This is a genomic window from Bradyrhizobium sp. Mp27 (assembly GCF_029953005.1).
Taxonomy (GTDB): domain Bacteria; phylum Pseudomonadota; class Alphaproteobacteria; order Rhizobiales; family Xanthobacteraceae; genus Bradyrhizobium; species Bradyrhizobium barranii.
Genome location: NZ_JASAUS010000058.1, coordinates 36,774 through 51,365 on the forward strand (window position 1 = coordinate 36,774; position 14,592 = coordinate 51,365).

The 14,592-nt window shown below is 63.9% G+C and carries 14 protein-coding genes; 6 read left to right on the top strand and 8 right to left on the bottom strand.

Annotation, left to right across the window (positions count from 1 at the left end):
• Positions 1-20 precede the first annotated feature (20 nt).
• The 7 genes from QJT78_RS26345 to hpaR form a co-directional block, all read right to left on the bottom strand.
• Positions 21-797: an aldolase/citrate lyase family protein gene (locus QJT78_RS26345; RefSeq protein ID WP_028146930.1), complete on the bottom strand. Its 777-nt coding sequence runs from the start codon at positions 795-797 to the stop codon at positions 21-23.
• A 128-nt stretch (positions 798-925) separates the two neighbouring features.
• On the bottom strand, positions 926-2,011 hold the full coding sequence (locus tag QJT78_RS26350) for a malate/lactate/ureidoglycolate dehydrogenase (protein WP_028146929.1): 1,086 nt from the start codon (positions 2,009-2,011) through the stop codon (positions 926-928).
• A 15-nt stretch (positions 2,012-2,026) separates the two neighbouring features.
• Positions 2,027-2,755, bottom strand: coding sequence for an ABC transporter ATP-binding protein (locus QJT78_RS26355; RefSeq protein WP_028146928.1), 729 nt, complete (start codon positions 2,753-2,755; stop codon positions 2,027-2,029).
• Positions 2,755-4,533 (bottom strand): branched-chain amino acid ABC transporter ATP-binding protein/permease, encoded by a 1,779-nt coding sequence (locus tag QJT78_RS26360; protein WP_028146927.1) that lies wholly within the window; start codon positions 4,531-4,533, stop codon positions 2,755-2,757. The genes QJT78_RS26355 and QJT78_RS26360 overlap by 1 nt, the downstream gene beginning before the upstream one ends.
• Positions 4,530-5,405 carry a branched-chain amino acid ABC transporter permease gene (locus QJT78_RS26365; RefSeq protein WP_038942989.1) on the bottom strand — a complete coding sequence of 292 codons (876 nt, stop codon included), beginning with the start codon at positions 5,403-5,405 and terminating at the stop codon, positions 4,530-4,532. Before QJT78_RS26365 ends, QJT78_RS26360 begins: the two co-directional genes overlap by 4 nt.
• A gap of 83 nt (positions 5,406-5,488) precedes the next feature.
• Positions 5,489-6,634: an ABC transporter substrate-binding protein gene (locus tag QJT78_RS26370; RefSeq protein WP_014496849.1), complete on the bottom strand. Its 1,146-nt coding sequence runs from the start codon at positions 6,632-6,634 to the stop codon at positions 5,489-5,491.
• A gap of 305 nt (positions 6,635-6,939) precedes the next feature.
• Positions 6,940-7,455, bottom strand: coding sequence for a homoprotocatechuate degradation operon regulator HpaR (hpaR, locus tag QJT78_RS26375; protein WP_028146925.1), 516 nt, complete (start codon positions 7,453-7,455; stop codon positions 6,940-6,942).
• Between the two features lie 125 nt (positions 7,456-7,580).
• Here hpaR and hpaH point away from each other — a divergent pair, with 125 nt between their 5' ends.
• The 6 genes from hpaH (at position 7,581) to QJT78_RS26405 (ending at position 14,072) form a co-directional block, all read left to right on the top strand.
• Positions 7,581-8,387, top strand: a complete 807-nt coding sequence (gene hpaH / locus QJT78_RS26380; RefSeq protein ID WP_038942990.1) for a 2-oxo-hept-4-ene-1,7-dioate hydratase — start codon at positions 7,581-7,583, stop codon at positions 8,385-8,387.
• Between the two features lie 30 nt (positions 8,388-8,417).
• Positions 8,418-8,816 (top strand): 5-carboxymethyl-2-hydroxymuconate Delta-isomerase, encoded by a 399-nt coding sequence (locus QJT78_RS26385; protein ID WP_028146923.1) that lies wholly within the window; start codon positions 8,418-8,420, stop codon positions 8,814-8,816.
• Entirely contained in the window at positions 8,809-10,347 is a 1,539-nt protein-coding gene (hpaE, locus tag QJT78_RS26390) for a 5-carboxymethyl-2-hydroxymuconate semialdehyde dehydrogenase (protein WP_028146922.1), read from the top strand. The genes QJT78_RS26385 and hpaE overlap by 8 nt, the downstream gene beginning before the upstream one ends.
• Before the next feature lie 27 nt (positions 10,348-10,374).
• Positions 10,375-11,358 carry a 3,4-dihydroxyphenylacetate 2,3-dioxygenase gene (gene hpaD, locus QJT78_RS26395; protein ID WP_028146921.1) on the top strand — a complete coding sequence of 328 codons (984 nt, stop codon included), beginning with the start codon at positions 10,375-10,377 and terminating at the stop codon, positions 11,356-11,358.
• A gap of 193 nt (positions 11,359-11,551) precedes the next feature.
• On the top strand, positions 11,552-12,421 hold the full coding sequence (locus tag QJT78_RS26400) for a fumarylacetoacetate hydrolase family protein (protein WP_028146920.1): 870 nt from the start codon (positions 11,552-11,554) through the stop codon (positions 12,419-12,421).
• A 25-nt stretch (positions 12,422-12,446) separates the two neighbouring features.
• Positions 12,447-14,072 carry a thiamine pyrophosphate-dependent enzyme gene (locus tag QJT78_RS26405; protein WP_028146919.1) on the top strand — a complete coding sequence of 542 codons (1,626 nt, stop codon included), beginning with the start codon at positions 12,447-12,449 and terminating at the stop codon, positions 14,070-14,072.
• Between the two features lie 6 nt (positions 14,073-14,078).
• On the opposite strand, the gene QJT78_RS26410 is transcribed toward QJT78_RS26405, so the two are convergent.
• The gene (locus QJT78_RS26410) at positions 14,079-14,441 is read right to left on the bottom strand and encodes a hypothetical protein (RefSeq protein WP_281460358.1); all 363 of its coding nucleotides are present in this window, start codon (positions 14,439-14,441) and stop codon (positions 14,079-14,081) included.
• Positions 14,442-14,592 lie beyond the last annotated feature (151 nt).

The following is a 14,592-nucleotide window of genomic DNA, read 5'->3' on the forward strand; positions in this document are numbered from 1 at the left end:
CGCGTCCGGGACACGAGAGCTTACGCCTTCCCGGCCGAATCCTTGCGGGTCGCGTTAACCTGCATCTTGGCGTAGGTCGTCATCAGGCCGACTTCGTTGGACAACGTCACCAGCTTGAAGCCCATGTTGATCGCACGCGCCGCGCCTTCTGCGCCGCTGCAATGGATGCCCGGGTTGAGACCGCGCTTGGCGCATTCCTTGATGATCTTGTCGTAGATCGCGAGGATCTCGGGCTCGCTGCGGTCGAGCTTCGGCTCGAGGCCGTAGGAGAAGCCGAGATCGGACGGGCCGATATAGACGCCGTCGATGCCCTCGACGTCGAGGATCGCTTCCATGTTCTCGACCGCGGTCCTAGTCTCCATCATCGGCAGCAGGATGGTGTCGGCATTCGCGGTCTTCTGGTAGGAGCCCGCGGTGCCGTACATGCCGGCGCGGATCGGGCCGTTGGAGCGGACGCCCTGCGGCGGATACTTGGAATACGACACGAGGTTCTTGGCCTCCTGCGCCGTGTTGACCATCGGGCAGATCACGCCATAGGCGCCGCCGTCGAGCACCTTGCCGATGATGCCGGGCTCGTTCCAGGGCACGCGGACCATCGGGGTCACGGGATGCTTGTCCATCGCCTGGAAGCACTGCACCATCGAGAGATAGTCCTGCACGCCGTGCTGCATGTCGACGGTGACGCTGTCGAAGCCGCATTGCGCGATCATCTCGGCCGAGAAGCCGGAGGGAATCGCGAGCCACGCGTTGACCACGGCCTTGCCCGACTTCCAGATTTCCTTGACCTTGTTCGCCACGTTGCCTTCCTTCTTTTGTTGCTTGGACCGTTGTTTGGACCTTCGTCACCATGACGAGCGCCGCGACAGCACGGCTCTGCTGTTACCGCGAACCGGGGCTCCGCGCTACGCTCGCAATGACGCAAGACCTATGCGGTCGCCCGCTGGATGCTGACTTCGCTGACGCCGACCTCGCGGGCGGTGTTCACTATTGCCGCCCAGGTGTCATCCGGCAAGGGGATGCCGTTCTTGGTGCGCTCAGCCCGGGTTTTCCGCTCGGGATCGCCGGGAATCAGCACCTGATCGACCCCCGCCATCGGCTTGGCGGCACGGATGAAGTCCGTATAGCGCGATACCTCTGCGTCGAACACATGGGAGGTATCGACGACCTTCGGATCGATATAGAACGCCAGCATGCCGTTGGCGAAGCGCCGCCCGCCCGATGTGGCCCCGGTTCCGGTCAGCGCACCGCCGAGCAGCTCGCACATGAAGGCAAGGCCCGAGCCTTTGTGGTCGCCGAACGCGCGGATCGCGCCGGTGCCCTTGGTGTGGTCGCGCGGCCCTTCCGGCGTGAAGGGGCCGTAGAGCACGGTCGGGTCCTCGCTGAGGGTCCCGTCAGCATCGACCAGCGCGCCCTTCGGCAGCTTCTTGCCGCCGCGGCTTGCGACCAGCACCTTGCCCTCGGCAACGACCGAGGTCGCAAAATCCAGCACGATCGGGTCCTGGCCCTCGCGCGGGATGCCGACGCAGTAAGGCGCGGTGGAGAGCCGCTTCTCGACGCCTCCGAACGGCGCCACCAGCAGCGAGCCGGCGGCATTGACAAAATGCACCGAGACCAACCCTTCGGCGGCGGCCATCTCGGCCCAGTCGCCAACGCGGCCGATATGGCCGGCATTGCGCAGCGCAACAGCGGCAAGGCCCGCCTTCTTGCATTTCTCGATGCCGATCCGGACCGCCTGCGGCGTCACGGTCTGGCCGTAGCCGAACTTGCCGTCGACCACCGCGAGCGAGGGCGTGTCGACCACCACTTCCGCGGTCTGGTTGGGGACCACGAAGCCGGTCTTCAGCCAGCGGATGTAGACGGGCACGCGGATCACGCCATGGCTGTCATGGCCGGTGAGATTGGCCGTGGTGAGATAGGTCGCGATCCGCTTCGCTTCCTCCGGCGAGGATTTTGCGTGGCCGAACACCTCGCCGACGAAATCGATGAGGTTCTGGACCTGGATCGTGACCATCAAGAAACTCCCCGGTTAAGCACTCACCTTGGCATGGCCGCCGAGATAGGCGGCGCGGATCGCTTCGTTGCCCCAGAGCGCGTCCGGCTTGCCGCCGAGCACGATACGGCCAGTTTCGAGCACATAGCCGAAATCGGCCACCGACAGGCCCATGCGCGCATTCTGCTCGACGAGCAGCACCGTCGTGTTGCGCCGGATCTCCGAGATGATCTTGAACACGGCCTGCACGATGACGGGCGCAAGACCAAGCGAGGGCTCGTCGAGCAGCAACAGCCGCGGCTTGGCCATCAAGCCGCGCGCGACCGCCACCATCTGCAACTGGCCGCCGGACAGCGTCCAGCCGAGCGCATTGGTGAACTTGCGGATGTCGGGGAACAGGTCGAACATCGCGTCCGCCTCCCGCGAGATCTCCGAGGTCGGCGCCCGGCGATTGGACGCGCCGAGCATGATGTTCTCTTTCACGGTGAGACCCGGGAATACCCTGCGGCCTTCCGGCACGTGCGAGATGCCCATGCGGACGATCGCTTCCGGACCAAGACCTGCGATCGACTTGCCGTCGAACAGGATGTCGCCGGAGGTCGGCTTGGCGAGGCCGGAGATAGCGCGCAAGGTCGTGGACTTGCCGGCGCCGTTGGCCCCGAGCAGCGTCACCACCTGCCCCTGCTCCACCGCGCAGGTCACCCCGCGCAGCGCTTCGATCTCGCCGTAGCGCACCACCAGATTGCGGATTTCGAGCAACGGCATCATTCGCTCCCGAGATAGGCGGAGACGACGTCGGGATGACGCAGCACGGCCAGGGATTCGCCGTCCGCGATGCGGCGTCCGAAGTTGAGCACGGTGATGTGCTGGGCCGCTTCCGAGACCAGCGTCATGTCGTGATCGATGATCAGGATGGTCAGGCCCTGCGCCGCGATGCGCTTGAGCAGCTCGTGCAGCTCCAGCTTCTCGGTCGAGTTGAGGCCGGCCGCCGGCTCGTCGAGCAGCAGCAGCGTCGGATTCGACGCCAGCGCACGGGCAATCTCGATCAGCCGCTGATGGCCGTAGGAGAAGCTCGAGATCAGCTCGTTGGCGCGGCTGCCGAGGCCGACGAAGGTCAGCGCCTCCATCGCCCGCTCGGTCAGGGCGTCGTCGCCCTTCCCGACCATGGTGTTGCCGGGCCGCTCGGCGCCGATCTCGACATTCTCCAGCGCCGTCATCGAACGGAACAGGCGAATGTTCTGGAACGTGCGGCCGAGACCAGAAGCCGTGCGCTGATGCGGCGGCATGTGGGTGATGTCGGTGCCGTCGAGCACGATCCTGCCGGCTGTCGCTTCATAGAGACCCGAGAGCACGTTGAGCGTCGTGGTCTTGCCCGAGCCGTTCGGACCGATCAGCGCATGCACGCCGCCGCGCTTCACGGCGATGTCGACGCCGTCGACGGCCTTGAGGCCGCCGAAATGCTTCGACAGGCCGGTGACTTCCAGCACCGTGTCGCCGCCGATCGTCGCCGGCTTCAATTGCAGGGCAGCCGCTGCCGGCGGCGCCTTGATCTTGGCGCGCCAGCGCGTGAAGGCGTCGGCGACAAAGCCCCAGATGCCGTCGGGCATGAAGCGGATGATCAGGATCACGAACAGGCCGTAGATTGCGAGATAAAGGCCCGGCACGCTCTTGAGGAAGCGCAGCCATTCCGGGATCAGGATCAAGAGACCCGTGCCGATGGCAGAACCGATCGGCGAGGCCACACCGCCGAGCAGCGACATGGTCAGGAACACGATCGATTCCGCAAAGGAGAACTGATCGGGGCTGACATAGGCGAAGCCGCCGGCAAACAATCCGCCCGCGAGCCCGCCGAGCAGCGCACAGAGCGCGAAGGCGTAGATCTTGGTGCGGAAGACGTCGATGCCGTTGACGCCGGCCGCAAGCTCGTTGTCGCGCACCGCGCGCATGGCGCGGCCGAGCTTGGTGTCGGCGAGATGCCAGACCAGGTAGCCGACGATCGCCAGCATCGCCACGCAGAAGGCGAGATAGCTCTGCGAGGACTGGAACAGCTCGGGACGCTTGATGTTGGGGACGCCGTCGGGACCGCGCGTGAGCCAGATCGCGTTGATCATGACCAGCGTGACGATCTGCTGGAACGAGATCGTCACCATCGCGAGATAGTGTCCACCAAGTCGCAGCGTGGACATGCCGAGGAAGGCGCCCGCAAGCAGCGAGATGACGCAGCCGCCGACGAGGCACAGCCAGAAGCTGAGCTGCAGATCCGTCGTGCCCATGCCGACCGCATAGGCACCGAGCCCGAAGAACGCGGCCTGCGCCAGATTGATCTGGCCGCACAGGCCGAGCACCACCGAGAGCCCGAATACCGCGATCGAAAACGTGGTGGCCTGAAGCAGGATGTTGTGAACGTATCCGTCGAAGCGCATGGTCGCGGCGAGCGCAACCAGGATCGCGGCGCCGATGAAATACGGCAGGTGCCGGACCAGCAGCGGCTTCGAATGAATGGCGGGTGCCGGAATCGGCATGTTGTCGCTGGGCGCGCTCATGCTTTTTCCGCCACGCGTTCGCCGAAGATGCCCTGCGGCCGGAAGATCAGGAAGGCGATCAGCACCAGGAAGGCGAAGCCGTCCTTGTAGGGCACCGAGATATAGGCCGCACCAAAGGTCTCGATCACGCCGAGCGCGAGCCCGCCGATGATGGCACCGGCAACGTCGCCGAAGCCGCCGATGATGGTGGCCGCGAACGCCTTCAGCGCGATCGTCGATCCCATCTGGATCGAGACGAACAGCACGGGCGCAACGAGGATGCCGGCAAGGCCGCCGAGCACCGCCGAATAGATGAAGGTGATCATGATCATGGTGGACACGGAAATGCCGAGCAGCGAGGCCATCTCCTTGTCCTGCGAGGTCGCCTGCAGCTTCTTGCCGAGCAGCGTCTTCTCGAAGAACCAGAAATTGAAGATCACGAGACAGATGGTAACGCCGATGATCAGCAGATACTGGCTATCGAGATAGACCGGGCCGACCTGAATGCCGGGCGTCTCGAACCAGCCTTCCAGCACCTGCGGCTGCGGGCCGTAGATCGCGAGCACGGAATTGGCAAGCAGGATCGAGGCGCCGATGGTGGCGATGATGATGACAGGCAGATAGGTGCGGTGACGCAGCGGATAATAGACGCCGAGATTGAAGATGACACCGAGCAGCGCCATGCCGAGCAGCGCGACGATGAAGGCCGCCCAATAGGGCAGACCGGCTTCAACCGCGACGACCATCAGATAGGCCGCGACCATGGAGAATTCGCCCTGGGCGAAATTCACCACATTGGTGGCACGGAAGATCAGCACGAAGCCGAGCGCGACGAGCGCGTAGACGGCGCCGATACCGATGCCGGTAAAAAGGAGTTGTAGGGCGAGATCCATGACAAGCTTTTGTTGGAGGTCAGATGCGTTCGACGAAAGACGCCACGACCTCCCCGACCGGCATCGGGGAGGCCGCTTCAACGTCAGTCGTTGAATTCGATGTGCTTGTCGAAGACGATCTTGCCCTTGTCGTTCTTCACGATGTTGTAGCCGTGGAGACCGTCGCCGTTCTGGTCGAAATTGTACTCGCCCTCGGCTCCCGGGAACTTCTTGATCGCGAGAATGGCCTCGCGAACCTTGGCCGGATCGGTCGTGCCGGCCTTGTTGATGCCCTGCGCCAGCACGTTGATCGCGTCGAAGGTCCAGGAGCTCTGGTTGTCGGGCGCGACCTTGACCGCATCGCGGTAGATCTTGCCGAAAGCCTTCGAGCCTTCGCTGGAATCCTCGGCATAGTCCGCCACGCCATACGTGTTGTAGAGCGCGGGACCTGCGAGCTTCAGCGCGGTGATGTTGACGATCGAGGGCGAGCCGACCCACGGGATGTTGACGCCGAGCTGACGGAGCTGGCGGGCGAAGATGCCGAGATCGTTCTCGAAGGTGAAGTAGGAACCGAGGATGTCGGCGCCGGACTGCTTGATCGCGAGCACGACCGGGGTGAAATCCTGGCTCTGGTTGGCGTAGCCTTGATCGAGCACCGGCGGCGCGCCGAGTTTCGTCAGTGCTTCCGTCAGCGCCTTGCCGCCTGCGGTGCCGAACGCATCGGTCGAGTGCAGCACCGCCCACTTCTTCTTGGCGAGCGTGGAGACGCCGTATTCGGCGATGACGCGGCCGGAATAGCTGTCATTGGGACGGCAGCGGAACAGCCACTGATTGCCCATATGGGTGAGATTCGGATCGGTACCGCCGATCATCACGGGCTTGCCGAGCTTGATCACGTCGGGCGCCATCGCATGGACCTGGGTCGAACGGATCGAGCCGAGGAACCCGACGATGTCGGACTGCGCGGCAAGCTTCGAGAACGCGAGCACGATGCCGGGATTGGTGGTCTGATCGTCCTCGACGATCAACTCGCCCTGTTTTCCCAGGATACCGCCGGCCTTGTTGACGGCTTCGAGCGCGAGCCTGGCGCCCTTGACGGCGTAGCCGCCGGACTCGGCGGCGGGACCGGTAACGGGCGCGCACATGCCGATCTTGATGGTGGCGCCTTGCGCGTGCGCGCTCTTGATGAGGTATGGCGCGGCAATGCCGGCAGCAATTCCGGCTGCGAAGTCGCGTCTCGTCAGTCTCATTCATTCCTCCCTGGGGCCGGGCATCCTTGTCGGCCCTTCTTGGTCTTGGTTCTGTTTTGGCTCTATCGCTGAATACAGGACCGGATGCTACTTACGAATTCTGCCGATACGAGTAAATTGATATTGCGCCAACATCGACTAACTGCGCAGAGCGCGCACCCAATAGTGATCAACACCAGCGACGGCTCTCTATTCTCAGCGATTTCTCACGGCATTTTCACGCATTTCGCGGCGATCGCGCTGCCCAAGCGTTATGCAATGATGACAGTCATGCGTAGTTGGAAAGTGATCATGCAAATTTGCCGTTACGTTTCATCCGTAACGTCACTCGCGTCAGTGGAAGCGAGACACGATTCCAACTGACCGAGCATCTCCTGCAGTTCGGCGAGCTTGCGCGTGCCGAAGCGTTGCGTGATCTCGGCGTAGATCGCCTCCGAGGATGGGGCGACCGCGGCCATCAGCTTCACGCCCTCTTTCGAGATCGAGACCATGCTGCGGCGCTGGTCCGCCTTCGCGGTCTTGCGCTCGATCAGATTGCGCGCCTCGAGATCGCGCAGGATGCGCGACAGGCTCGGCCCGAGGAGAAAGGCCGTGCGCGCGAGCTCTGTCACCTCCGCGGCCTCGATGGCTGCCAATGCGCGGAGAATGCGCCATTGCTGCTCGGTCAGACCGTGCTCGCGCAGCTTGGGACGAAATTGCCGCATCACCGCTTCACGTGCCCTGAGCAGCGACATCGGCAGCGAGCGCGAGAAGTCGCGCATCGGCACCTGCCGTGCGGCGGGCTCACTTCCGTTCGCGGGATCAGCCGGTCTCTTCGCCATGTCGTCCTTTCAAAGCCGGCCTTTCAAGCCGCAAAATGTTTGCAGTGCAGCAAACCCAAATTGTGTTTGACGCATTCATTTAACATGTTAAGTATCTCCGGGCACCACGATTTGTAAGATCACAGATGGCGCTTTCCAACGACGATATCCAAGCTTGTGCGAACCGTCTGCATCAGGCGGAGAAGACCCGCACCCAGATCCGGCAGCTCTCGCAGGATTTTCCAGGCATTACCATCGCTGACGCCTACGCGATTCAGAAGGCCTGGGTCGACCTCAAGCTCGCGGAGGGCCGCACGGTCAAGGGCCACAAGATCGGCTTGACCTCGAAGGCGATGCAGAGCGCGCTCAATATCGACGAGCCGGATTCCGGCGTGCTGCTCGACGACATGTTCTTTGCCGATGGCGGCCTCGTCCCGACCGAGCGCTTCATCGCCACGCGCGTCGAGGCCGAGCTCGCCTTCGTCATGAGCAAGCGCCTCACGGGGCCCGACTGCACGATGTTCGATGTGCTCAACGCCACCGACTTCGTCGTGCCGGCGCTTGAGATCCTGGACACGCGCATCGAACGTGTCGACCCCAAGACGAAAGCCACGCGAAAGATCTACGACACCATCGCCGACAACGCGGCGAATGCCGGCATCGTGCTCGGCGGACGGCCGATCCGCCCGCTGGACGTCGACCTGCGCTGGATCGGCGCGCTCTGCTTCAAAAACGGCCAGCTCGAGGAGACGGGCCTTGCCGCCGGCGTGCTCAATCATCCCGCCACGTCCGTGGCCTGGCTCGCCAACAAGATCGCGCCGCTCGGCCTTGCGCTGGAGCCCGGCCAGATCGTGCTCGCCGGCTCCTTCATCCGTCCGATCGAGACCCGCAAGGGCGACACAATTCAGGCCGATTATGGCGCCTACGGCTCGGTGAGCTGCTACTTCGCTTAGACGAACAAAAAAACAGGGAGTGAAACCGCGATGCCGCATTTCACCATCGAATATTCGGCCAATCTCGACGGCCGCCTCGACATCGGCGCGGTTTGCGAAGTGGTGCGGAAGGCGGCGGTCGAGACCGGCATCTTCCCGCTCGGCGGCATCCGCGTCCGCGCCGTCAGGTGCGAGCACTATGCGATCGCGGACGCGCGGCAAGACTACGGCTTTCTCGACATGGTGCTGCGCATCGGCGAGGGCCGCGACCTTCCCACGCGTCAGAAAGCCGGCGAGCACGTCTTCCAGGCGCTTTCAAAACATCTCGATCCCGTCTTCGCCGCCAGCAAGTTCGCCCTGTCGTTCGACATGCAGATCAACGACAAGGACACGAGCTGGAAGCGCAACAACATCCACGACGCCCTGAAAGTGGAGGCTGCCCATGGATAAGCCCACGCCGAAAGCCGATGTGTTCCAGGCCAATCGTGACCGCGTCGCACCGCTGCTGAAGAAGCTGCAGGCCGACGGCATCGGCCACATGATCGACGGCAAGACCGTCGCCTCGATCTCGGGCGAAACCTTTGAAACGAAATCGCCGGTCGATGGCGCCACGCTTGCGAGCGTCGCGCGCGGCAACGCCGAGGACATCGACGCCGCAGCCACTTCTGCCGCCCTCGCCTTTAAGTCCTGGCGCGACATGGGACCGGCGATGCGGAAGAAGCTGCTGCACCGCGTCGCCGACGCGATCGAGGACAATGCCGACGACATCGCCGTGCTCGAATGCATCGACACCGGCCAGGCCCATCGCTTCATGGCCAAGGCCGCGATCCGCGCCGCCGAGAATTTTCGCTTCTTCGCCGACAAGTGCGCCGAGGCGCGCGATGGCCAGAACACGCCGAGCGACGAGCACTGGAATGTCTCGACCCGCGTGCCGATCGGTCCGGTCGGCGTGATCACGCCGTGGAACACGCCGTTCATGCTCTCGACCTGGAAGATCGCTCCGGCGCTGGCCGCGGGCTGCACCGTCGTGCACAAGCCGGCCGAGTGGTCGCCGGTGACGGCCGCGATTCTGGCAAGGCTCGTCAAGGAAGCCGGTATTCCCGACGGCGTGCTCAACACCGTACACGGTTTTGGCGAGGAGGCCGGCAAGGCCCTGACCGAGCATCCCGCCATCAAGGCGATCGGCTTCGTCGGCGAGAGCTCGACGGGCTCGGCGATCATGGTCCAGGGCGCGCCGACCCTGAAGCGCGTGCATTTCGAACTCGGCGGCAAGAACCCGGTGATCGTGTTCGACGACGCCGATCTCGACCGCGCGCTCGATGCCGTCGTGTTCATGATCTACTCCCTCAACGGCGAGCGCTGCACATCGTCGAGCCGCCTGCTGATCCAGCAAAGCATTGCCGAGACATTCATCGAGAAGCTGACCGCGCGCGTGAAGGCGCTGAGGGTCGGCCATCCGCTCGATCCCGCCACCGAGATCGGACCGCTGATCCACGAGCGGCACCTCGCAAAAGTCTGCTCCTATTTCGACGTTGCTCGGCAGGATGGTGCGACCATCGCCGTCGGCGGCAAGGCCTATGACGGCCCGGGCGGCGGGCATTATGTCGAGCCGACGCTGGTGACCGGCGCGAACGGCAAGATGCGCGTGGCGCAGGAGGAGGTGTTCGGCCCCTTCCTCACCGTGCTGCCTTTCCGTGACGAAGCCGATGCCATCGAGATCGCCAACGACACCCGTTATGGCCTGACCGGCTATGTCTGGACCAACGACGTCGGCCGCGCGCTACGTGTCGCCGACGCGCTGGAGGCCGGCATGATCTGGCTCAACTCGGAAAACGTCCGCCATCTGCCGACGCCGTTCGGCGGCATGAAGGCCTCGGGCATCGGCCGCGACGGCGGCGACTACTCGTTCGATTTCTACATGGAAACCAAGCACGTCTCGCTGGCGCGGGGCACGCACAAGATTCAGAAATTGGGAATCTGACGCTCGTCGAGCCGAGGGGAAACGCCGATGCCCGTACCGCAACACATCTTCGAACCGCCGTTCAACATCATCCGCTCCAGCCACGTCGTGCTCGACGTGACCGACCTGAAGCTCAGCCGCGCGTTCTACGAGACCACCGTTGGCCTGCATGTCGAGGACGCCGACGACAATGTCGTGTACCTGCGCGCAGCCGAGGAGCACCAGCATCACTCGCTGGTGTTGCGCAAGGCGGCGGTGCCCGCCTGCGCCCGGCTCGGCTTCAAGGTCGGCAACGACAAAGACCTCGACAAGGCCGCCTCCTTCCTTTCGGAGAACGGTCTCTCTTACGCCTTCGTCGACCAGCCGTTCCAGGGCCGCACGCTGCAATTCACCGACCCCTTCGGCTTCCAGATCGAGCTCTACGCGTCGATGGACCGCCGCCCGCATCTGCTTCGCCGCTACGATCTCTACAGGGGATGCCACCCGCAGCGGCTCGATCATTTCAACGTCTTCGCCGCCGAGGTGCAGGACACCGTCGAGTTCTACGCGCGGCTCGGCTTCCGTCTCACCGAATACGCCGAGGAGGACGGGCCGAACGGGCGCATCGCCGCGGCCTGGATGCATCGCAAGGGCAACGTGCACGATTTCGCCATCACCAACGGCAAGGGTCCGCGCCTGCACCACTTCGCCTACTGGACGCCGACGGCGATGAACATCATCCATCTCTGCGACGTCATGGCCTCGCAGGGCTTCGTCAAGAACATCGAGCGCGGGCCGGGACGCCACGGCATCTCGAATGCGTTCTTCCTCTACGTGCGCGACCCCGACGGGCACCGTCTCGAACTCTACACCAGCGATTATTTCACCGGCGATCATGACCACGAGCCGCTGCGCTGGTCGCTGCGCGATCCGCGCCGCCAGACGCTGTGGGGCGCGCCGGCGCCGCGCTCCTGGTTCGAGCAGGGCTCGCCGTTCAGCGGGCAAGCCATGCGCGAGCCGAAGTTCGTGGCCGACGTGCTGGTGGCGGATTGATGCCTATGACAGGCAAAATAGCTCTCCCCGTCGTCCCTGCGAAAGCAGGGACCCATAACCACAGGGAGGAGTTTGGCGAAGGTTGGTCGTTCGGGATTGTCATCGCACGCTATCGATAGATCACGCGGTATGGGTCCCTGCTCCCGTGCGCAATTGCGCACTAGGCAGGGACGACAAGAGAGATAGATTGCCTATGAAGCTCCCTCGCCTCGCCACCTATTCCGTCAAGGGTGAAACCAAGTACGGCGCCGTCCTTGAGGGCGGCATCGTCGATCTCTCCGTACGCCACGCAAAAGACTATCCGACGCTGCGCGAGGTGATCGCGGCCGGAAAGCTCGTGAGCCTTGCCGAAGAGGCCGCCGGCCGCGCGCCGGATCATGCAGTTGGCGACATCACATGGCTGCCGCCGGTGGCCGCGCCGGAAAAGATCATCTGCATCGGCGTCAACTATCCCGACCGCAATGCCGAGTACAAGGACGGCCAGGAGGCACCGAAATATCCGAGCATGTTCATGCGCTCGCCCCGCTCCTTCGTCGGCCACGACACGCCGCTGGTGCGTCCGCGCGCGTCAGCGCAGCTCGACTACGAAGGCGAGATCGCGCTGGTGATCGGCAAGCCCGGCCGGCACATTGCGGAAAGTACCGCGCTCGATCACATCGCGGCGCTCACGCTCTGCAACGAAGGCTCGGTGCGCGACTGGCTGCGCCATGCCAAGTTCAACGTCACGCAGGGCAAGAATTTTGATTCCAGCGGCGGCCTCGGCCCGTGGCTGGTGCCCTACACCAGGGAAGCTCAGATCGCCGACATCAGGCTCACCACGCATGTCAACGGCGAGCTCAGGCAGGACGACCGCACCAGCCGGCTGATGTTCCCGTTCCGCTATCTCATCAGCTATATCTCAACCTTCGCGACGCTCGTCCCCGGTGACATCATTGTGACGGGCACGCCGACCGGTGCCGGTGCGCGGTTCGATCCGCCGCGCTATCTGAAGCCCGGCGATGTCGTCGAGGTCGAAGCCGAAGGCATCGGCATGCTACGGAATGGCGTCGTCGACGAAGCCTGAACAACAATCGAAATGGAATAGTGCAATGACCACCCTCACCGGCGGCGAAGCGATCGTAAACGGCCTTGTCGCCCATGGCGTCGACACCGTGTTCGGCCTGCCCGGCGCGCAGGTCTACGGCCTTTTCGACGCCTTTCACCAGGCTAAGCTCAACGTGATCGGCGCGCGGCACGAGCAGGCCTGCGGCTACATGGCGTTCGGCTATGCGCGCTCCAGCGGCAAGCCCGGCGTGTTCAGCGTGGTGCCCGGCCCCGGTGTGCTCAACGCCAGCGCGGCGCTGCTCACCGCCTTTGGCTGCAACGAGCCGGTGCTGTGCGTTACCGGCCAGGTGCCGACGCAGTTTCTGGGCAAGGGCCGCGGCCACCTGCACGAGATGCCGGACCAGCTCGCCACCTTGCGCACCTATGTGAAATGGGCCGACCGCATCGAAACGCCCGGCAACGCGCCGACCACCGTGTCGCGCGCCTTCCAGGAGATGACGTCCGGGCGACGCGGCCCCGCCTCGGTCGAGATGCCCTGGGACATCTTCACCCAGCGCGCGGACACCTGTGCCGCAAAGGTGCTGGAGCCGCTGCCCGCGCCGTTGCCCGATCCTGATCTGATCACGCAGGCGGCCGCGGTGATCAGGAGCAGCAAGGCGCCGATGATCTTTGTCGGCAGCGGCGCGATCGAGGCGCGCGACGAAATCCTCGAGCTCGCCGAGATGATCGATGCACCCGTCGTCGCCTTCCGCAGCGGGCGCGGCATCGTCTCCAACGCGCACGAGCTGGGGCTCACGATGGCGGCCGCCTACAAGCTATGGCCGAAGACCGATCTCATGATCGGCATCGGCTCGCGGCTGGAGCTGCCGACCATGTCGCGCTGGCCGTATCGGCCCGACGGGTTGAAGAGCATCCGCATCGACATCGATCCCGTCGAGATGCGGCGCTTCATCTCCGACACCGCCATCGTCGCCGATGCCAAAACCGCGACCGCCGATCTGATCCAAGCGGTCAACAAGGCCGGCTACAGCAAGTCCGCCGGCCGCCGCGCCGCGATCCGCGAGGCCACCGCGTCCGCGGTGGCAGAGATCCAGAGCATCCAGCCGCAGATGGCGTATCTCAACATCCTGCGCGAGGTGTTGCCGGCGAACGCGATCGTCACCGATGAGTTGTCGCAGTTCGGCTTCGCGTCCTGGTACGGCTTTCCGATCTACGAGCCGCGCACCTTCATCACGTCGGGCTATCAGGGCACGCTCGGCTCGGGCTTCCCCACCGCGCTCGGCGCCAAGGTCGCCAATCCCGACAAGCCGGTGGTCGCGATCACCGGCGACGGCGGCTTCATGTTCGGCGTGCAGGAGCTTGCCACCGCCGTGCAGTTCAACATCGGCGTGGTGACGCTGGTGTTCAACAATAACGCCTATGGCAATGTCCGCCGCGACCAGCGCGAGCGCTTTAACGGCCGCGTGGTGGCGTCCGATCTGGTCAATCCGGATTTCGTCAAGCTCGCGGAGTCCTTTGGCGTTGCGGCTGCGCGTGTGACGGCGCCGGATCAGTTCAAGGCGGCGATGGAGAAGGCGCTGGCCCATGGCGGACCGTATCTGATCTCGGTCGAGGTGACCCGGGATTCGGAGGTGAGCCCCTGGGCGTTCATTCACCCGCCGAAGCCGTAGAGCTTCTCACGGGCTCTTCCCAGTCGCCGCCTCGCCCGGCGAGCCGATCATGTCATCGGCCACGCGAGAAATCAGGTCCTCGATACCGGTGGGAAAACTTATGCCGTGAGCATCCTCGTCAGCCATGTATACGATGGCGCGCTCCGGCCTGGAAGGTATCCAAAATTCGTACTTGGCGCGCCACAATACCAAATGAGCAAAAAGGGTCTGCAATCTTACTGAGAGCTCTTTGGCCTGTTGTTGTCTGCCTCCGCCTTTGAAATAATCGTCCTTCGAAAGCCAATCGATGATTTGCAAGTTCAGTGGGTACAAACAGTTGCTCGTATAGTTGCGGATGACGCCATGCTCTAACTTCTGTCGGTCGTCCAAAGAGAGATATCCGTGGGCAAGAACGTTGTCATACGACCCATCTAGCCCGTCTTATTCGTAAGAGTGCGCCTCAGGGGTAAAGCGCTGATGCGGCGTAGGATTCGGTTGCGAAGCCAACCCCATCACCTCCAACCGCGAACGCCACGCCCGC